General features: G+C 57.9%; 17 protein-coding genes. 11 read left to right on the top strand and 6 right to left on the bottom strand.

Annotated features, from left to right (window positions below; translation table 11 throughout):
• Positions 1-94: 94 nt before the first annotated feature.
• From H8S11_RS01610 to spoIIR, 8 genes are all read left to right on the top strand, one after another.
• Entirely contained in the window at positions 95-2,068 is a 1,974-nt protein-coding gene (locus tag H8S11_RS01610; RefSeq protein ID WP_186851949.1) for a TRAP transporter permease, read from the top strand.
• Between the two features lie 251 nt (positions 2,069-2,319).
• Entirely contained in the window at positions 2,320-2,799 is a 480-nt protein-coding gene (locus H8S11_RS01615) for an Lrp/AsnC family transcriptional regulator (protein WP_147571446.1), read from the top strand.
• Positions 2,796-3,986 carry an aminotransferase class I/II-fold pyridoxal phosphate-dependent enzyme gene (locus tag H8S11_RS01620; RefSeq protein ID WP_147571445.1) on the top strand — a complete coding sequence of 397 codons (1,191 nt, stop codon included), beginning with the start codon at positions 2,796-2,798 and terminating at the stop codon, positions 3,984-3,986. Before H8S11_RS01615 ends, H8S11_RS01620 begins: the two co-directional genes overlap by 4 nt.
• A gap of 92 nt (positions 3,987-4,078) precedes the next feature.
• The gene (thrH, locus tag H8S11_RS01625) at positions 4,079-4,678 is read left to right on the top strand and encodes a bifunctional phosphoserine phosphatase/homoserine phosphotransferase ThrH (protein ID WP_186851950.1); all 600 of its coding nucleotides are present in this window, start codon (positions 4,079-4,081) and stop codon (positions 4,676-4,678) included.
• A gap of 96 nt (positions 4,679-4,774) precedes the next feature.
• A complete protein-coding gene (locus tag H8S11_RS01630) occupies positions 4,775-4,978 on the top strand; it encodes a hypothetical protein (RefSeq protein WP_186851951.1) in 204 nt (67 codons plus the stop codon).
• Positions 4,965-6,257 carry a DUF1015 domain-containing protein gene (locus tag H8S11_RS01635; RefSeq protein ID WP_186851952.1) on the top strand — a complete coding sequence of 431 codons (1,293 nt, stop codon included), beginning with the start codon at positions 4,965-4,967 and terminating at the stop codon, positions 6,255-6,257. Before H8S11_RS01630 ends, H8S11_RS01635 begins: the two co-directional genes overlap by 14 nt.
• Before the next feature lie 5 nt (positions 6,258-6,262).
• A complete protein-coding gene (ispE, locus tag H8S11_RS01640) occupies positions 6,263-7,147 on the top strand; it encodes a 4-(cytidine 5'-diphospho)-2-C-methyl-D-erythritol kinase (RefSeq protein WP_240288115.1) in 885 nt (294 codons plus the stop codon).
• 75 nt (positions 7,148-7,222) lie between these two features.
• A complete protein-coding gene (spoIIR, locus tag H8S11_RS01645) occupies positions 7,223-7,840 on the top strand; it encodes a stage II sporulation protein R (protein ID WP_186851953.1) in 618 nt (205 codons plus the stop codon).
• Positions 7,841-7,906: 66 nt separating this feature from the next.
• Here the strand turns inward: spoIIR and H8S11_RS01650 are convergent, their stop codons facing one another.
• From H8S11_RS01650 to H8S11_RS01660, 3 genes are all read right to left on the bottom strand, one after another.
• The gene (locus H8S11_RS01650; RefSeq protein WP_147571702.1) at positions 7,907-8,635 is read right to left on the bottom strand and encodes an ATP-binding cassette domain-containing protein; all 729 of its coding nucleotides are present in this window, start codon (positions 8,633-8,635) and stop codon (positions 7,907-7,909) included.
• A gap of 4 nt (positions 8,636-8,639) precedes the next feature.
• Positions 8,640-9,371, bottom strand: coding sequence for an amino acid ABC transporter permease (locus H8S11_RS01655; RefSeq protein ID WP_147571703.1), 732 nt, complete (start codon positions 9,369-9,371; stop codon positions 8,640-8,642).
• A gap of 129 nt (positions 9,372-9,500) precedes the next feature.
• A complete protein-coding gene (locus tag H8S11_RS01660) occupies positions 9,501-10,376 on the bottom strand; it encodes an ABC transporter substrate-binding protein (RefSeq protein ID WP_147571440.1) in 876 nt (291 codons plus the stop codon).
• A 390-nt stretch (positions 10,377-10,766) separates the two neighbouring features.
• On the opposite strand from H8S11_RS01660, the gene H8S11_RS01665 reads away from it, so the two are divergent.
• A complete protein-coding gene (locus H8S11_RS01665) occupies positions 10,767-12,593 on the top strand; it encodes an LTA synthase family protein (protein WP_186851954.1) in 1,827 nt (608 codons plus the stop codon).
• Positions 12,594-12,683: 90 nt separating this feature from the next.
• Positions 12,684-13,370 (top strand): RsiV family protein, encoded by a 687-nt coding sequence (locus H8S11_RS01670; protein ID WP_186851955.1) that lies wholly within the window; start codon positions 12,684-12,686, stop codon positions 13,368-13,370.
• Positions 13,371-13,384: 14 nt separating this feature from the next.
• On the opposite strand, the gene ppk1 is transcribed toward H8S11_RS01670, so the two are convergent.
• From ppk1 to H8S11_RS01685, 3 genes are all read right to left on the bottom strand, one after another.
• Complete coding sequence (gene ppk1, locus H8S11_RS01675; protein ID WP_186851956.1) at positions 13,385-15,547, bottom strand: polyphosphate kinase 1; 2,163 nt, start codon at positions 15,545-15,547, stop codon at positions 13,385-13,387.
• Positions 15,544-16,449, bottom strand: coding sequence for a Ppx/GppA phosphatase family protein (locus H8S11_RS01680; protein ID WP_186851957.1), 906 nt, complete (start codon positions 16,447-16,449; stop codon positions 15,544-15,546). The genes ppk1 and H8S11_RS01680 overlap by 4 nt, the downstream gene beginning before the upstream one ends.
• Before the next feature lie 107 nt (positions 16,450-16,556).
• Positions 16,557-17,960: an alanine/glycine:cation symporter family protein gene (locus H8S11_RS01685; protein ID WP_186851958.1), complete on the bottom strand. Its 1,404-nt coding sequence runs from the start codon at positions 17,958-17,960 to the stop codon at positions 16,557-16,559.
• A 192-nt stretch (positions 17,961-18,152) separates the two neighbouring features.
• Between H8S11_RS01685 and nrdR the strand changes: the two genes are divergently transcribed.
• Positions 18,153-18,608, top strand: a complete 456-nt coding sequence (gene nrdR / locus H8S11_RS01690) for a transcriptional regulator NrdR (protein ID WP_147571434.1) — start codon at positions 18,153-18,155, stop codon at positions 18,606-18,608.
• Positions 18,609-18,644: the final 36 nt, after the last annotated feature.

Genomic DNA, 18,644 nt, shown 5'->3' on the forward strand with positions numbered 1-18,644 from the left:
GAATGGAAGACGCAGCCGAGTGCGGCCAAAGAGCGGACCTGAAGCAGAGTTTCTTTTATCAAAAGATACGATTTTTAGCAAAGGAGGCATCTCTGTGGAAGATCAGGATAAGAAAACTGTAAACACCGCACCGGCAGAAAATGGCACAAATGTGCAGGCCGATGTTGATGAGATTATGAAAAAATACGACCGTGAGTCAAACGTTCGTATTTGGGAAGGTGTGCCGAAGTATGTGGTCAGTGGCCTGCTGATCGCATTCAGCCTGTTCCTGATGTGGATGAATCTAGTATCCACCTGGAGCGAAACCAAGCGCCGTCCCCTGTTCCTGGGTCTGGTGATTCTGCTGGTATTCATTGTGTTCCCTATGCGCAAGGGCGCTGTTCAGCGAGTCAACCGTATCCCTTGGTACGATATTATTCTGGCCATCGTTGGGGCCAGCCCCTACCTTTATTTCTTCTTCAATGAGCAGGATCTGATGATTCGCGCTACCCGCATCAACCAGCTGGAGGTTGTGCTGGGCATTGTGGGAGCCTTGATCCTCTTTGAATGCTGCCGGCGTGTGGTAGGCCTGCCCATCCTGGTAGTGGCCACCTGTTTCATCGCCTACGCTTTCTATGATGGAAAGTCGCTGAAGCGCATCGTCTATGACCTGTTTTATACTACCAACGGCATCCACGGCACCCCCATCGGCGTGTGCTCTACTTACATCGCGCTGTTCATCATCTTCGGTGCTTTCCTGGAGGCTACCGGAATTAGTAATTTCTTTATTTCCTGCGCCAATGCTCTGGCTGGCTGGGCCACCGGTGGTCCCGCCAAGGTGGCCGTTATTTCCTCCGCACTGTGCGGCATGGTGTCGGGCTCCTCTGTGGGCAACACCGTGACTACTGGTTCTGTTACCATCCCCATGATGAAAAAGACCGGCTATCCCCCCGAATTCGCGGGCGCTGTTGAGGCGTCGGCCTCCACAGGCGGTCAGATCATGCCGCCCATTATGGGCGCTGCCGCCTTCCTGATGGCGGAGATGGTGGGTGTACCGTACAGCGATATTATCAGACGGGCCATCCTGCCTGCTATTTTGTACTTTACTGGCATCTTCCTCCAGGTGCATCTGCGCGCTAAACGTCTGGATCTGAAGGGTATTCCCAGAAACGAGCTGCCCAAGTGGGGTCAGCTGCTCCCGAAGATCTACCTGCTGATTCCTCTGGTGGTACTGGTGGTCATCATTATGAGCGGTTATACCATGGCCCGCTCCGCTATTATCGCGACCATCCTTTGTATCGTTATCAGCCTGGTGGATAAAGCGGTAGACACCTTCTTCTATCATCAGAAGAACGATACCAGCATCTTCACCTTCCTTCGGGCTTTAGAGAACGGCGCCCGTAACTGTCTGTCCATTGGCATTGCCTGCGGTGTGGCCGGCATCATTGCCGGTGTGGTCACCCTGACCGGCCTGGGCCAGATCTTCATCAGTGCCATCGTGGGTGTGGCCAATGGCCAGCTGATGATCGCCCTGTTCTTCACCATGATCACCTGTATCGTCCTGGGTATGGGCGTGCCTACCACAGCCAACTACATCATCATGGCTACCACTTGTGCCCCCATCCTAGTTACTGGTATGAACATGGACCCCATCGCTGCCAATATGTTCGTGTTCTACTTCGGCATTGTGGCGGACATTACGCCTCCTGTGGCTCTGGCAGCTTACGCTGGTTCTGCCATCGCCAAGGCGAACCCCATGAAGACGGCCTTCCAGGCGACCCGTCTGGCCATCGCCGCTTTCCTGATTCCCTATATCTTTGCTTTGAATCCCGCAATGCTGTTCATTAACTCCACTCCCTTCCAGGTTGTTCAGATCATTATCACCAGCTTTATCGGCATGGCGGGTGTGGCCGCTGGCCTTGAGGGCTATCTGATTAAGAACATGAACATACTGGAGCGGATCATGGTAGCCGCAGGCGGTCTGGCTATGCTGATTCCCGGCACCGTTACCGACCTGATCGGTGTGGGCTTAGTAGTTGTGGTCATTGTATTCCAGCTCCTGCACAAAGATAAGAAGGCCGTAGCCTAAGCTATCAAGTGATCCCAAAACGCAAGAAAACACGTCTCGGCTAGGATAGTCCATTTGGAAAAGGCCTTTGCCTGTTTGTTATCGCCAGTCAAAAGAACGCCGCCCATACGAAAGTATGGGCGGCGCCTTTTTATCCGCTATTTTTATTCGCAGGATTGTTTTTCTCTCCAGTTACATGTATAATAAACGGGTATTTTAATCTCACGCAGATCCTACCCGGTTGCGGGCAGAGAAACAGGAGGAGAGCGTTCATGGAAAAGCTGTTGGAACTGTTGGAACAGGACTGCACCATGCCGGTGGCCGCGCTGGCTGCGGCTGCTGGAGTGCCTGAGGCAGAGGCAAAGGCAGCCATTCAAACATACGAGGAAGACCGCACGATTTTGGGGTATCAGGCCATCATCGACTGGGACCGGGTACGCAGGGAGAATGTTACGGCTCTAATCGAGGTCAAGGTCACCCCACAGACTATCAGCGGTTTTGACCGTATCGCGGAGCGTATCTACCAATATGACGAAGTGGAGAGCATGTACCTCATGAGCGGCTCCTTCGACTTGACGGTTATCATTTCGGGCCGCACCCTGCGGGAGGTAGCCCAGTTTGTAGGCGAGCGGCTGGCCCCTATTGAGGGAGTCACCGGCACTGCGACTCACTTTATTTTGAAGAAATACAAAGAGAAGCACTTGGTGTTCCGGCCCCAGGATCCGGAGGAAAGGGAGTATATCTTTACATGAATTACGATCATATTCTGAATGAGAAGATCCAAGGGGTCAAGCCTTCTGGTATCCGCAAGTTTTTTGATATCCTGGAGGAGATGACAGACGCAATCTCTCTGGGCATCGGAGAGCCTGACTTTGTTACCCCGTGGCACATCCGGGACGCTGGTATCTACTCCCTGGAGCGGGGACACACCAAGTATACCTCGAACGCCGGTATGCTCCAGCTCCGGCGAGAGATCGCCGCCTATCTTAACCGCCGCTTTGATCTGCAATATGACTACACCGACCAGATTCTGGTCACTGTGGGCGGCAGCGAGGCCATTGACCTGGCACTCCGGGTACTGGTCAACCCTGGCGATGAGGTCATCGTGCCCGTGCCCTCTTTTGTCTGTTATGGGCCGTTGACTGAAATGGCCGGGGGCGTGCCCAAATATGTGGAACTAAAGGTGGAAAACAATTTCCGCCTGACCCCGGAGGAGCTGAAAGCGGCCATCACAGATAAGACCAAGGTTCTGGTACTGCCGTTTCCCTGTAACCCCACAGGCGGAATCATGGAGCGCAAGGATCTGGAGGCCATCGCTGAGGTCCTCCGCGGCAGCGATATCATGGTCATCTCTGACGAGATCTACGCGGAGTTGACCTATGGCCAGCGCCATGTGTCCCCCGCAAACCTGACCGATATGTATGAGCGGACCGTAGTGGTCAACGGCTTCTCCAAGAGCCACGCCATGACCGGCTGGCGTATGGGCTACGTCTGTGCCCCCAAACCAATCATTGCAGCCATGACAAAGCTCCATCAATTCGGCATCATGTCCGCCCCCACCACTAGCCAGTATGCCGCGGTGGAGGCCATGCGCAACGGCGACGGAGACATCGAGCATATGCGGGAGGAGTACGACCGCCGCCGCAGATACCTGGTGGAAAACCTGAACCGGATCGGTCTGAGCTGCTTCGAGCCCAAGGGCGCCTTCTATGTGTTCCCCGATATCCGCTCCACCGGTCTATCCAGTGAGGAGTTCTGTGAGCGATTCCTCATGGAAGAGAAGGTGGCTGTCATTCCTGGAAACGCCTTTGGCCCTGGTGGCGAGGGCTTTGTCCGGGCCTGCTACGCGGCATCTATGAAGGACATTGCCGAGTCTATCTCCCGGCTGGATAACTTCCTGGTCAACCTGCGCCGCCGGCAGGGACATGTGGGGCAGTAAAGCCCGCTGACGGGGCCCTGGATAGGTGGACAGATGAGAGCCCATGACTCCAGCGGCCTTCTGAAAAAATAAAAGAGAATGAGGTATCTGCCATGAATGTAGTATGTTTAGATATGGAGGGCGTCCTGGTTCCAGAGATCTGGATCGCCTTTGCCCAAGCCAGCGGAATCCCGGAGCTGAAGCGCACCACACGGGATGAGCCCGACTATGACAAGTTGATGACCTGGCGGTTGGGAGTCTTGAAGGAGCATGGTCTGGGCCTAAAGGAGATCCAGGAGGTCATCTCCACCATAGATCCCCTGCCTGGGGCCAAGGAATTTCTGGACAAGCTGAGGGCCCAGACCCAGGTGATCATTTTGAGCGATACCTTTGAGCAGTTTGCCAAGCCCCTGATGGCCAAGCTGGGCTGGCCCACTCTGTTCTGTAATACCCTGAAGGTGGGGCCGGATGGGGCCATCACCGGCTATCAGATGCGCTGTGAGAAATCCAAGCTTACCACAGTAAAGGCGCTCCAGTCCTGTGGCTTTGACACCATCGCTGCCGGCGACAGCTTCAACGACCTTGGGATGATACAGGCCAGTAAGGCCGGGTTCCTTTTCAAGTCCACGGATGCCATCAAGGCGGCCCACCCGGAGCTGCCCGCATTTGAGGAGTTTGACGAGCTGCTGTCTGCCATCGAGGATGTCCTCTGATCCGAGGAAAGGAGCGTAGGGGGAGACGCCCTCGTCTCCCCGCCGGAATGGTGGCCGCCTGTGGCGGCCCCTGCATGGGGAAGGGAGCGTGGACCTGTGTTTGCCAAGTGTGCCCTCGGCGTACTCCTACTGCTGGCTGTGCTCAGCTGGTTGGGTTTTAAATTTAGGGAGATTCTGCTCATTTTCCTGGCGGCCGCAGCGGCGATGCTGGCCATCTGGTATCTGAAAAACAGATGTGATCGGCTGGAGGAAAAGCTGGACCTTCTGCTGAAAGAGATGAGAAAAGATGAAAAAGATTGATCTGCCCTTCCGCCCTGCCAACATCCTGCTGCCCCGGGACTGTGATATGTCTCTGTGGTCGGTGGTGGCTTGTGATCAGTACACCTCCCAGCCTGAATATTGGCAGCGGGTAGAGGAGCGGGTGGGAAAAGCCCCCTCGACCTTACGGCTCATCCTGCCGGAGAGCTGCTTGGAGGGGCCCAATGTGGAAACCGATATCATGGAGATCAACAATACCATGACCCGCTATCTTCGGGAAAACCGGTTTGTAGAATACCCTCACAGCATGATCTATGTGGAGCGTGTCATGACCAGCGGCAGGACCCGCCGGGGACTTGTGGGCATGGTGGACCTGGAGCGGTATGACTATGAGCCCGGCTCCGGGGCCATGGTCCGGGCCACGGAGGGGACCGTCCTCTCCCGTATCCCGCCCCGGGTAGCGGTGCGGAAGAACGCTCCCATCGAACTGCCTCACATTATGCTGTTGTCGGATGACCCGGAAAAGACCGTCATAGAGCCCTTAGCTGGCCAGACAGGTGGAATGGAGCTCCTCTACGACTTTGAATTGATGGAGGGCGGCGGCCATATCAGGGGCTGGAAGCTGACTCAGGAGCAGCTGGAGCGGGTGGAACAGGCTCTGGTTGCCTTGGCTGACCCGGCCGCGTTCCGGGAGAGATACGCCCTAAAGGATGCGCTTCCAGTTATGCTCTTTGCTGCCGGGGACGGCAACCACTCCCTGGCCACAGCCAAGGAGTGCTACGAGCGGCAGAAGAAGCTGGTTCCACAGGATCAGTGGGACAGCCTGCCCTCCCGGTATGCCCTGTGCGAGCTGGTCAATCTCCACGACGAGTCCCTGGAGTTTGAACCTATCCACCGGGTGGTGTTCGGTGTGGAGCCGGAGGAGCTGTTGTCCGCCCTGGAGGGATTTTATCCCGGTGCGTTCAGAGGTGGGAAAGTGGATGGCTGTGCACATATCCTGCCCTATATCTGTGCCGATGGGCAGGGACAGGTGGTGGTCCCCCACCCAAGTGCCCAGCTGCCGGTGGCTACGCTTCAGACCTTCCTGGACCAGTACATAGCCGCCAGACCTGGGGTCAAGATCGACTATATCCATGGGGAGCAGGTGGCCAGGGAACTGGCCCGGAACCGGCGGGATGCCATCGCCTTCCTGCTGCCTCCCATGGCCAAGGAGTCCCTGTTCCCCACAGTCATCCACGACGGCGTGCTGCCCAGAAAGACTTTCTCCATGGGCGAGGCACAGGAAAAACGCTTCTATCTGGAGGCCAGAAAGATCCGCTGAAAAAAATGAGGGCGGCGGGAGCCGCCGGGGAGGAAACTATGGAGGTCCAGGCCAACGCAAAACTGAATCTTACCCTGGACGTGCTGGGAAAACGGCCCGACGGCTACCACGACATGAGGATGGTCATGCAGTCCATCACTCTCTCTGATACCTTGACGGTAAAGGAGAATGGTGGCCGGGGGCTGCGGGTAGGGACCAACCTCCACTTCCTGCCCAACAACGAAAAAAATCTGGCAGCCCAGGCGGCTCTCCGCTTCTGGGAGGCCAGGGGGATCGGGGTAAAGGGGCTGGATATCACCATCGAAAAGCGCATTCCTGTTTGTGCCGGTATGGCCGGAGGGAGCAGTGATGCCGCTGCTGTCCTCCGGGCCCTGGATCAGATGGAGGGAGAGCCCTTTTCTATTCTGGAACTGGCTAGGATCGGGGAGCGGGTGGGGTCCGATGTGCCCTACTGTGTGCTAGGGGGGACCGCTCTGGCAGAGGGCAGGGGAGAGGTCCTCACCCCTCTGCCCCCTCTGCCCCACTGTTGGGTTGTGGTGTGTAAACCGCCCTTTCCCATCTCCACTCCGGAGCTGTTCGCCCAGTTGGACCGGGTCAGGGTGACACGGCGCCCGGACACTCAGGGGGTGATGGACGCTCTAGCGGCGGAGGATCTGGAGGGGGTTGCTCGAAGAATGTACAATGTATTTGAGGATGTCTTGCCCGACCGGCAGCGAAGCCGGGTAGCGGACATCAAAAACACTCTGATCCACTGCGGGGCGCTGGGAGCGACCATGAGCGGGACCGGACCCTCTGCCTTTGGCCTTTTTACTCAGCTTGAGAAGGCAAAGAGTGCCTGCGAGCTGCTGCGGGAGCAGTACCGGGAAACTTTTTTGGCGGAAACGGTTTAAGAACATCAGGGGCCGTCCATACTGTAAGCACTTACTTACAGTGTGGACGGCCTTTTAAGGCCCCAAGGAGGACCTATGGACAGAAAACTGAAGCGGTGGGAGATGGCCCTGATGCTGGGCCTGCTGTGTGCTCTGGTGGGAGGGAGCTGGCTGGGTCAGGAGCAGCACGAGCTGGCGGACAGCGTTATCCGCTTTCATGTGATCGCAAACTCAGACAGCGCCCAGGACCAGGCGTTGAAGCTGGCAGTCCGGGACCGGGTGCTGGAGGAGGCACAAGCGGTCTACCCCTCCAACGCGACCCTGGAAGGTGCCCGGTCCGCGTTGGAGAGCAGTCTGACCCAACTGGCGGATGCCGGGCGACAGGTGGTGGAGGAGCAGGGCTATGACTACCCGGTGTCCGCCCAGTTGACCCAGTGCTGGTTCCCTACCAAGGAGTACGACGGCTTCGCCCTGCCCGCCGGGAACTATACGGCTCTCCGGGTGGTTATTGGGGAAGGCGAGGGGCAGAATTGGTGGTGTGTGGCCTTCCCGCCCCTGTGCCTGGGGGCGGCCAGCGAAACCGTAGATACCGCCGCACAGGCTGGCTATTTCAGTCAGGACCAGGTCAAACTAGTCACCGGCGAGAGCGAGGGCTATGTGCTAAAATTCAAGGGTATGGAGCTGCTGGGACAACTGGAAGCCTTTTTCAGCTAGTAAGAAACCACATTCTCGAAGAATAAACGAAGTCCGGGCTGTAAACAGCCCGGACTTCGTTTATTCTTATAGTACCTTGGACAAAAAGAGCTGGGTGCGGGGATGCTGGGGATGGTCAAAAAAGGCCTTGGGCTCATTTTCCTCCAGGATCTGTCCGCCGTCCATGAACAGCACCCGGCTGCCCACCTCACGGGCAAAGCCCATCTCATGGGTGACCACCACCATGGTCATACCATCCTGCGCCAGCTCCTTCATAACGTCCAGAACCTCGCCTACCATCTCCGGGTCCAAAGCGGAGGTGGGCTCGTCAAAAAGCATGACCTCCGGGTCCATACACAGTGCCCGGACAATGGCGATCCGCTGCTTCTGGCCACCGGAGAGCTGGCTGGGGTAGGCGCTGGCTCGGTCCGCCAGCCCTACCCGTTCCAGCAGGGTCATGGCCTGGGCCTCGGCCGCCTCCCTGCTCTTTTTCAGAAGCTGTGTAGGGGCCAGAGTCATATTTTTCAGGATGGTCATGTGAGGAAACAGGTTGAAATGCTGGAATACCATGCCCATTTTTTGACGGTACAGGTTGATGTCCGCCTTGGGGTTCGTGATATCGGCACCTTTGAAGAATATTTTACCTCCAGTGGGGAGCTCCAGGAGGTTTAAGCAGCGCAAGAAGGTGGACTTCCCTGACCCGGAGGGGCCGATGACCACGACTACCTCGCCCTTTTGTATTTGGGCGGAAACGCCGTCTAGGGCCTTGATTGCACCGCCGTTGAAGTACTTTTGCACCTTTTCGGCTTGAATGATCACATTATCGTTCACTGTTTCTCAACCTCCTCTCCAGCTTTCCTACCAGGAAGGTGAAGAACATGACCAGAGTTAGATAGACCAGCGCGGAGATGAGCAGGGGGAAGAGGTAGTCATAGGCGTTGCCGCCAATGATATTGCCCACATAGGTCAGATCATTCAGCCCCACATAGCCAGCCACGGCTGTTTCCTTCAACAGGACAATAAATTCGTTGGCCAGAGTCGGCAGTACATTCTTAAAGGCCTGGGGCAGGATGATGTGCCGCATGGTGGCCACATACCCAAAGCCAAGGGAGCGGCCCGCCTCCATCTGGCCGGGGTCGATGGACATGATGCCGCTGCGGATGATCTCTGCCACATAGGCGCCGGAGTTGATGCCGAAGGACAGGGCGCCCACCAGCAGCTTGTTCCGGCTGGAGGCAAAGACCACATAGTACAAAATGAGCAGCTGGACGATCACGGGGGTGCCGCGGATGACGGTCAAATAGACTTTGGCGGCGAAATTGGCAATGGCCAGGACGATCCGCCGGGGCCCACGTATCTCCAGGCAGGTCTTATCCCAGGTGACCCGGATCAAGGCCACGACCACGCCCAGGATCACGCCCAGGATCAGGGCCATGGCAGTGAGCTTCAGTGTGTTGATCAGACCGTCCACAAACATCATGTAGCGGTCGTCAAAAATCAGGCTTTTATAGATGTCATAGCCCAGATCATTGAGCCATTCCGGGCCGTTCATGATCCAGTCCGGGGCTACAGTAGGCCACAACTTAGATGCCGATGGTCCCATTCTGCTCCTCTCCTCACTTGAAAAGCAAGGGGTCCAGTGTCCTGGGCCCCTTGCCGGTCTATGTATTTATCACGAAAATCAGTCGGCGGTGATGTACTTGTCGATGATGCTCTGGATGGTACCGTCGTCCAGCAGCTCCTGCATCGCGGTATTCACAGCATCGTACAGGGCGGTATTCTCCTTATTCATGGCGGCGGCGTAGTCCTCGGTGATGTACTCAGTGTCCAGGATCTTCAGACCGTCGATCTCGGACACGAAGGCCTTAGCGGGCTCGTTGTCGATAATCACGCAGTCCACTTTGCCGGACACCAGGGCCTGCACGGTGTCAGAAGCCTTGCTGTACCGGTCGATGGTGCCCAGGCCGGCGTCCTCGATATCCTGAGTGGCGTAAATGTCGCCGGTGGTGTTGCGCTGTACGCCGACCACATAGTTGGCGCCCTCAGCGAACAGGTCGTCTACGCTGGTGATGGCGGAATCTTCCGTCACGATGACGACCTGAACACCGGTAGCGTAGCTGACGGTGAAGTCCACCTCAGCGGCACGGTCGGGGGTGACGGTCATACCGGCCAGGCCGATGTCGGCCTTGCCGCCCTTGACAGCCTCAATAACAGCGTCGAACTCCATGTCCTCGATGACAGGCTCCAGGCCCAGCTTCTCGGCCACAGCGGTGATGATCTCGGCGTCGATGCCGGCTACCTGACCGCCCTCGATGTACTCATAGGGAGGGAAGGTGGCGTTGGTGGCCATGATCAGCTTGCCCTCCTCCACAGTGGTGAAGGAGGCGTCACCGGCGCTGCTGGCATCGCCGGTGGAGGTGCTGGCGTCAGACTGGGAGGTGGAGGCGCTGCCGTTGGAGCTGGCAGAGCCAGGGGCGCTCTGGTCACCGCTGTTGCCACAGGCGGCCAGAGACAGGGACATGGCCAAAGCCATGGTCAAAGCAAGCAGTTTTTTCATGTTTAAAAATCTCCTTTTCAATGGGGCCCCGGACTGATTCGGGACGTTGTGATGAGTATACCCCAGAGACTATTTTTCGTCAATAGATAAATATGCAAAATTGTGAATGAAACTTTTTAATTTTTGGGTAAAAAATTGATTATTAAGACACGATATATCAAAATTTCAAAAGAAGTAGACCGAGTGATGAGACAAAATGAATATTCAAAATCAAATGAATAAAAAATCTGCGGCCTCTGCGCAACATTTCGTTCTGGCCTGCGTCTATATACTTGGGCGCCTGAAGAAAAAATCTAAATTTTTTATGAAATTAGGAACAGAACCCTTGCATTTTCCCACGGGGGAGTTATGCTATAAAATAGCGGTTTTGAGGGCCGTTGGAGGAACATAATGAAAGCACTGCTGTACAAAGATACTTTTCCCCGTCTGCTGGCTGACATGAGGGAGCGGCCCGGCAAATGGCTGTCCCGGCTGGTATTTCTGCTGGGTCCCTGGGCCTGTCTGTGGATGGTGGAGATCCTGAATGAAAACGACATATTTTCCGATCTGGATGGCTGGCAGGTCCTGATGAACCTGGTGTGGTACTACGGCCTATTTTTCGTTCTGCGGCTTGTCCTGGGCAGAAACCGCCGGGCCGCCGCTCTGGGGGCCTGCCTGGCCTTCACTTTCGGGCTGGTCAACCACTATGTCCTACGGTTCCGGGGCCGTATCCTGTTTCCAGCGGATATCACCGGGTGGCGCACCGCCGCCAATGTGGCGGATGGCTTTGACTACTCTCCAGACCTCTATATTACCCAGGCGGCTATCCTGCTGGTGGCCTATCTGGCACTGGTGTTTTTCTGCGTTCCCCAGACAAGACGGGCCAAGATACGCCTGCCCTTCGCCCTGGTCCTGTGGACGGCCGTGCTGGGGTACAGTTATGCCTTTTTCTTCACTGGTATGCTCCCGGCCTTGGGAATCTATACCCAGCAGTGGGTCACTCAGCGCAACGGCTTTTTACTTAACTTCACCATCGCTCTGCGCTACTCCTCGGTGGACGAGCCGGAGGGATACTCGGAGGAAACTGTGCTCCAACTGATGAAGGAGTATCCAGGGACAGATGGGACATCACAGGGGGAGCGGCCGGTAAACATCATTGGCATCATGAACGAGTCCTTTGGTGACTTCTCCATCTTCGACGGCTTTGCGCCCTCGGAGGACCCTTTGCCCTTCCTCCATTCCATGGAAGAAAACACCATCCAAGGCTGGATGTACTCCCCGGTGACAGGCGGAGGGACCGCCACTGTGGAGTTTGAGTTCTTGACTGGCTTCACCAGCCTGTTCCAGCCTCCGCACACCGTGGCCTACCAGCTGTATGTGGAGGAGGACATGCCCTCCTTGGCTGCCCTGGCTGGGAGCCAGGGCTATGACACTACGGCTTTCCATCCCTACAAGTCCTCCGGGTGGAACCGAGTGCTGGCCTATGACTATCTGGACTTTGACAGCCAGCTCTATGAGGAGGACGTGGTCGAACCCTGCTATATCCGGCACTATGTTTCCGACCTGTCCGACTACCGGACCATTTTCCAGACCACGGAGGAGGAGGATAGGAGCTTTTTCTTCAACGTGACCATGCAGAACCACAGCGGATACGCCCAGGGATGGAACAATCTGGAGCGGACTATCCTCCTGCCGGACGAGTTGAAACAGGCGGACAGCACAGCGGAACAGTATATGGCTCTGGCCCGGGAGAGCGACAAGGCTCTGGAGGAGCTGATCGCTTATTATAGTCAGTGTGAGGAGCCCACATTGATCGTTTTCTTCGGTGACCACCAGCCCCCTTTGAAAAATGCCTTTTATGAGCAACTGTACGGCAAGAAGCTGTCAGAGCGGACCACCGAGGAGGTCATGCGGCAGTATGCTGTTCCCTTCTTCATCTGGGCCAACTACGATATCGAGGAGCGGAGAGATGTGGTCATCAGCCCCAACTATCTGGGAGTGCTGACTGCCCAGACCGCTGGACTGCCGCTGACGGGTTATATGGAGTTTTTGGCCGACTGCTACGAGGTGCTGCCGGCAGTCACTCCGGTAGGCTTTTGCACGGCGGGTGGAGAATTTTTGGAGGAAAAGGAATTGAACGAGGAGCAGCGGGAGTGGCTCCGAAAGTACGAGATATTGAATTACTGCGGCATGGTGGACCTGTTTGACGAAGCACGCCCCATGTTCTGCCTGAACTGACCAAGAGGGGGGCGCTGCAGCGCCCCCCCCTCTCACCCTTCGCTCTGGTGGTACATAGGATGTACCAAGAAGGATAGAGGAGGGACCGCTATGAAGGAAAGGGGAGCGGGGCGGACAGAGCCCCAGGTCCTGTGGCATGAGGAGAAGGGGAGCCTGACCCTGGAGGGAGAGCCGGTGCTGGAATATACCCTGTCCTGGCCGGAGGTCCAAAACGCCGGCCTGAGCGGCCGGTGGATTAGTCGTTACTACGACCGGCTGGCCCGATCCTGGAAACAGCGGTGGCAGAGAGAGGTGTACCTAGCCGCCTGCCTCTCTTTCGCCCAGAAGCGGGAGCGGTCCCGTCCCTTCCAGTGCTGGACGGGGCGGCTGGGAGGAGAGGTGACCGCCTTGGAGGGCGGGCTGCTGTCCATCCGGCTGGAGGGAGAGGAGATCCGTGGGGACGGAAAGCCCTGCCGGGTGACCTGGGGAGATGTGTGGAAGGTGAGAGAGGGGCGGCCAGAGCCCCTGAAACGCTTTTTTCCTGGGGAAAGGCGGTGGAAAGGCAGGCTGACCACTGCCATTCGAGAGCAGGGAGAGGCCCGCCAGACGGGCGGAGACTGCTTTCTGGACCAGGGCTGGGAGAAATACATAGGGAAGCTGCTGCCCAGCCGTGACTTCTGGCTGCAGGATGGGGAGTTGGCATTTGCCTTTCCCCAGTGCGCCATCGCTCCGGCGGCCGAGGGAACCCCAGTGTTCCGTTTCCCACTGGCAGAACGGGAGGAGCGGCCGGAAGCATAAGCAGAGGGCCCAGGTCACTCGGACCTGGGCCCTCTGCGTTCCCTTTTTCTGGGCAGGAGCCGTCGAAGCCAGGCGGGGAGCCTGTTCCGATTTGCCCTTGAGCTGCTGCCGTGGAGGGGAGGGAGGACAGGGGGAGAAACGGTTTCCTGCTGAAATATCTCCTGGCAGTTGACCGGCTCCTGTCCGTTTGCCTCACGGGGATGGTAGCCGCCGCCCGGCTTCAGTTCCCGGGCCTTGGCGTTGTCCCGCTGGAGCAGGTCAATGATGTGGAACAGCCGCCCTCGAACCCAGGGGTCCAGAACCGGACAGGCCAGCTCCACTCGGCGCTCTGTATTCCGGGTCATGAAGTCGGCAGAGGAGATGTACAGGTCTGCCTCCTCACCCCGGCCGAATTGATAGATGCGGCTGTGTTCTAGATACCGACCAACGATGGAAAAGACGGTGATCCGGTCAGTCAGTCCCGGTACCCCCGGCATCAGGCAGCAGATGCCCCGGACGTTCATGACGACCTCCACCCCGGCCTGGGAAGCCTGGGCCAGCTTGTCAATGAGCGTTCGGTCGGTGATAGAGTTGAGCTTGAAAAAGAGGTAGCCTTGGCTGCCCTTGGCGATCTCTCGGTCGATGAGGGCCATGACTCTGTCCCGAAGGCCAAGGGGAGAGGCCAGCAGGCGCTGGTATTCTCCATGGAAATTGCCGATAGCCATGTTCTGAAAGAAGGCGGCGGCATCCGCCCCAATGACCGGGTCAGCGGTTATGAGGGATAGGTCGGTATAGAGTTTGGCGGTCTTTTCGTTGTAGTTGCCCGTACCAACTTGGGTGATATATTGGACTCCGGCTTTGGTCCGGCGGGTGATGAGACAGATCTTGGAGTGGACCTTGAGCGCCTCGGAGCCGTAGAGGAGGGTGCAGCCTGCCTCCTCCATCCGCTCGGCCCAGCGAATGTTGTTCTGCTCGTCGAACCGAGCCCGCAGTTCCATGAGTACGGTGACATCCTTGCCGTTCTCCGCGGCGGCGGACAGATATTCAGCCAGTTTGGCTCGGGAGGCCAGACGGTAGATAGTGATTTTGATGGAGGCTACCTGGGGGTCAAAGGCAGCTTCCCGAATCAGGTGGAGAAAGGGGTCCATCTGCTCGAAGGGATAGAAAAGAAGGACGTCCCGTTCCAATACCTGGGGCAAGATGGGTCTCTGGGGGTCCAGGCAGGCGGGAAAGCGAGGGGAGAAGGGCGGGTCACACAGGGCGGCCGCGCTTTCAGCCGGCAGGAGGGCGGCCAGGGCATAGGCATACTCCAGGCGGATGGGACAGCGGGTCTTAAAGACCTGATCCCGGTTTAAGCCCAGGCGCTGGCAGAGAAATGGGATGAGCTTATCCCCCTTTCCCCCCTGGAACTCCAGCCGGACCGGAGAGAGGCGGGCCCGCTTTTTGACCAGCTTTCGCATGTGCTGGCGGAAATCCTCATCTACATCATAGCTCTCGTCCTCCGGGCTGATATCCGCGTTCCGGGTGACGGCCACCACGGCCTTTTCCGTGACTGTGAACTGGTCGAAGATCTGGTCAGCGTAGGAGAGAAGAAGATCCTCCAGAAGAATGTAGTGCAAGCCCCGCTCCTCCAACCGCAGAAAGGGGGGCAGGCTGGTGGGGACAGGGAGAAAGCCAAAGGAGTCCCGGCCGTCCCGCTTTAGGCATAGGGCCACCGCCAGCCCCTTGTTGGGCAGGTGGGGGAAGGGGTGGTGCAGGTCTACCACCAGTGGGGAGAGGATGGGGCGCACCTGGCTTTGAAACCAACTGTCCGCCTGCTTCCTGGCCTTGCTGTCCAGCTGTTCCATAGACAGCCGGCAGATGTTACAGGAGCGCAGCCGCAGGTCTAACTGGTCAAAGACCTTGTCCCGCTGCTTGTACAGGGGAGGGACCGCCTTGAAGATGGCCTCCAACTGCTGCTGGGGAGTGCGGCCGCTCTTATTGTCTATGTGCTCCTCTTTCACCAGGGCCATATCAGTAATAGAACCCACCCGAACCATGAAGAACTCGTCCAGGTTGCTGGTGAAAATGGCGGCGAATTTCAGCCGCTCCATCAGGGGAACGGACTCGTCCCTGGCCTCAGCCAGTACACGCTCATTAAATTTCAGCCAGGACAGCTCACGGTCCTGGGTATACCGGTAGTCCGTTGGAAGGCTCATCCCGCTTCCCCCTTTAGTACCCTGTGGTGGAGGTAGCCCTCCCGGACGCCACAGGAACTGACCAAAATCTCTTGAAGCTGGTAGGCCTGTGCCACTGTGTCCAGCACTAGAAGGCCGGGGATCAGCGTGTGGATGCGGTCAGGGGCGGCCTTGAGCAGCAGATGCAGGTGGTCGTGGTCCGGCTTTTTCAGAGTTTTCAGCAGGCGGCGAAGCTCCTGGGCGGACAGGGTATGGCAGTCCTGAGGGCGGCCAAACAGGCGGTTTGCCACCTTACAGGCCGCACGGGCCGTACCGCCCACCCCGCAGGCCTGGGGGATAGAAGGGGGAGCGGGGACAAAGTGGTCCAGCTGCTCCCTGATATGGGCCCGGATGGCCTTCCGCTCCTTCCCTGTGGGGTGTAGGTGAGCGACATACTGGCTAAACAGGGATAGGGAACCCAGAGGGAGGGAGCAGGAGGACAAGATCTGTCCCTCCCGATAGTGGACTAGCTCGGTGGAGCCGCCGCCCAGGTCGATGAGCAGGCCGCTGTTAGGCCCAGTGGGGCCGACAGCCCCCAGGTAGGAGAGACGGGCCTCCTCCGCTCCAGACAACACATCCACGGACAGGCCGGTGTCCCGCTGGAGCTGGGCCACAGCGTCCTCGGTATTGGAGATGTTGCGCAGGGAGGCGGTGGCAAAGACATGAGGCTGGTCAAAGCCCAGGTTTTTCATCAGATCCTGATATTCCATCAGGATTTGGCTGGCAGTCTGAATGCCCTGGGGCGTCATGGTGCCCCCCTCTACATAGTCGGCCAGACCGGCGGTCACCTTGCGGTTCATCAGCAGCCTGGCGCTGCCCTCCTCGCACTGATAGATGGACAGTCGAACCGTATTGGAGCCAAGGTCTACTACGCCGTGTATCATGGCAGATACCCCTTTCCCATATGAAAGATCGATGGGTACAGTGTTCCCAGATCTGACAAAAATAAAGCGATCCTCTCTGCCAAACCGGGGCAGGCGGATAAATTTTATTATAGCATATCAGGGTGGGGTTTTCTTTGATGAAATGGTAAAATAGAGGTTAAATTTGCGTGCCGCAGCTCTGTCCACTGCCGCAGGGTGGAGAGAGCCTCAGGGGCCAGCATAAGGAGGGCGGCCAGATTGGGAAGGGCCATCAGGGCGTTGGACAGGTCCACCAGCAGCCAGATAGCGCCCGGCTCCCACAGAGCGCCGGCCAGAGTACAGGCCAGAAAAACCGTCCGATAGGCCGGGAGTAAACGATCACCTCCTGAGAGATAGCGCAGGCACTGCTGTCCGTAGTAGCTCCAGCCTAGGATAGAGGAGAAGGCAAAGAGGAGGAGGGACAGGGCTACCACCCCCTCCCCGGCCCGGCCTAGTACAGAGCCGAAGGCGGCGGCGGTAAGCGGGGCACCCGTCAGCATGGATGGATTCGCCGGTTCCCACACGCCGCTGACCAGGATGGTAAGAGCGGTGACGGTACATACCACCAGCGTAGATAGAAATACCTCAAAGACACCCCACATCCCTTGTCGGGCAGGGTGGTCCACCTGGGCGGCCCCGTGGGCCATGGCAGAGGTGCCCAGCCCCGCCTCGTTAGTAAACACTCCGCGTGCCACCCCATACCGCAGGGCGGAGGCCACCGTCCAGCCAGCTCCGCCGCCCAGAGCGGCGGAGGGGGACAGGGCGCAGGTAAAGATGAGCTCCACAGCTTCAGGGATAGCCCGCCAGTTGCCGGCCAGTACAAGAGCACCGCTGCCCAGATAGAGCAGAGCCATGGCTGGGACCAGGGCGGAGGATACCTTGGCGATGCGGCCGATGCCGCCCACCATCACCAGTCCTGCCAGCAGGGTGGTGACCACGCCTGCCCAGACCCGCTCCAGGCCGAAGGCGGCCTCCAGGGAGAGGGCGATGGAGGAGGACTGAACTAAGTTGCCCCCGGCCAGAGTAGCGGGCAAACAGGCCAGAGCAAACCAACCTGCTAGCAGAGAAGAGCACACGCCGTCCCGTAGGTAAAACATGGGCCCGCCCTGGAGTCCCCCGCCGGGAGCCGGCCGCTGATACTTTACGGCCAGCAGCTTCTCCCCGCAGCCTGTCATCATAGCCAGCAGGGCCGAGATCCACATCCAGAAAACGGCCCCAGGCCCGCCCAGGGTCAGGGCGGTGGCCACCCCGGCGATGGAGCCAGTTCCCATGGTGGAGGCCAAGGCGGTGGCCAGAGCTTGGAGGGAGGACAGGCCGTCCCCCGCTTTTTTCCTACCATGGAACAGGGAACCGAGCGTGGAGCGCAGCCACAGGCGGAAACCGAAGATTTGAAAGAAACCGGAACCCAGAGAGTAGACCAGGCCGGTGAGAAGAAACAGCCCCAACAGCCAGGGCGACCAGATGAAGTCTGTCAGACGGGCTAGAAATTCCATATCGTATCACCTCGCTGTACCACAGATATGCCGGAAAAGAGGGGGACAGTCCTGTTTTTTACCCTTGTCTAGTTCTGACCTGCTGTGTTATAATAACCATATAATGGTTATAAAAACTTGATTTTGCCCTGCTCCTTCGTCGGGACCGCGAGAGATGGCGGAGAGAAAGACAATACCTGGGAGGTATGTGGTATGAAGTGTCCCTACTGTGCCTATTTGGAGAGCAAGGTCGTGGATTCCCGCCCCGCGGACGAGGGGGCCAGCATCCGCCGCCGCCGGGAGTGTCTATCTTGCCACAAGCGGTTCACCACCTATGAGACTATGGAGAGTCTGCCCCTGATGGTGGTGAAAAAGGACGGCAGCCGACAGAGCTTTGACCGGAACAAGGTACTCAGCGGCCTGATCCGGGCCTGTGAGAAGCGCCCAGTGCCCTACCATATGCTGGAGGAGATGGTCAATGAGATCGAGCAGGTCCTCCAGAACAAGATGGAGCGGGAGATCAGCTCCTCCGAAGTGGGCGAGCTGGTCATGGAGCGGCTGAAGAAAATCGACGAGGTGGCCTATGTCCGCTTCGCCTCGGTATACCGTCAATTCAAGGACATCAACACCTTCATGCATGAGCTGAACAAGCTGCTGGAGGACAAATAGGGAAATAAGAGACCTCCCCGCCGGCGGCGGGGAGGT

Origin of the sequence: Flintibacter hominis, assembly GCF_014287965.1 — a bacterium.
GTDB lineage: Bacteria > Bacillota > Clostridia > Oscillospirales > Oscillospiraceae > Lawsonibacter > Lawsonibacter aceti.

Bases quoted from the DNA above. Each gene is read 5' to 3' on its own strand.
- H8S11_RS01615 (WP_147571446.1), top strand. From the start codon at position 2,320: ATGGAAAAGCTGTTGGAACTGTTGGAACAGGACTGCACCATGCCGGTG.
- H8S11_RS01620 (WP_147571445.1), top strand. From the start codon at position 2,796: ATGAATTACGATCATATTCTGAATGAGAAGATCCAAGGGGTCAAGCCT.
- thrH (WP_186851950.1), top strand. From the start codon at position 4,079: ATGAATGTAGTATGTTTAGATATGGAGGGCGTCCTGGTTCCAGAGATC.
- H8S11_RS01635 (WP_186851952.1), top strand. From the start codon at position 4,965: ATGAAAAAGATTGATCTGCCCTTCCGCCCTGCCAACATCCTGCTGCCC.
- ispE (WP_240288115.1), top strand. From the start codon at position 6,263: ATGAGGGCGGCGGGAGCCGCCGGGGAGGAAACTATGGAGGTCCAGGCC.
- spoIIR (WP_186851953.1), top strand. From the start codon at position 7,223: ATGGACAGAAAACTGAAGCGGTGGGAGATGGCCCTGATGCTGGGCCTG.
- H8S11_RS01655 (WP_147571703.1), bottom strand. From the start codon at position 9,371: ATGAACGGCCCGGAATGGCTCAATGATCTGGGCTATGACATCTATAAA.
- H8S11_RS01660 (WP_147571440.1), bottom strand. From the start codon at position 10,376: ATGAAAAAACTGCTTGCTTTGACCATGGCTTTGGCCATGTCCCTGTCT.
- H8S11_RS01665 (WP_186851954.1), top strand. From the start codon at position 10,767: ATGAAAGCACTGCTGTACAAAGATACTTTTCCCCGTCTGCTGGCTGAC.
- H8S11_RS01670 (WP_186851955.1), top strand. From the start codon at position 12,684: ATGAAGGAAAGGGGAGCGGGGCGGACAGAGCCCCAGGTCCTGTGGCAT.
- ppk1 (WP_186851956.1), bottom strand. From the start codon at position 15,547: ATGAGCCTTCCAACGGACTACCGGTATACCCAGGACCGTGAGCTGTCC.
- H8S11_RS01680 (WP_186851957.1), bottom strand. From the start codon at position 16,449: ATGATACACGGCGTAGTAGACCTTGGCTCCAATACGGTTCGACTGTCC.
- H8S11_RS01685 (WP_186851958.1), bottom strand. From the start codon at position 17,960: ATGGAATTTCTAGCCCGTCTGACAGACTTCATCTGGTCGCCCTGGCTG.
- nrdR (WP_147571434.1), top strand. From the start codon at position 18,153: ATGAAGTGTCCCTACTGTGCCTATTTGGAGAGCAAGGTCGTGGATTCC.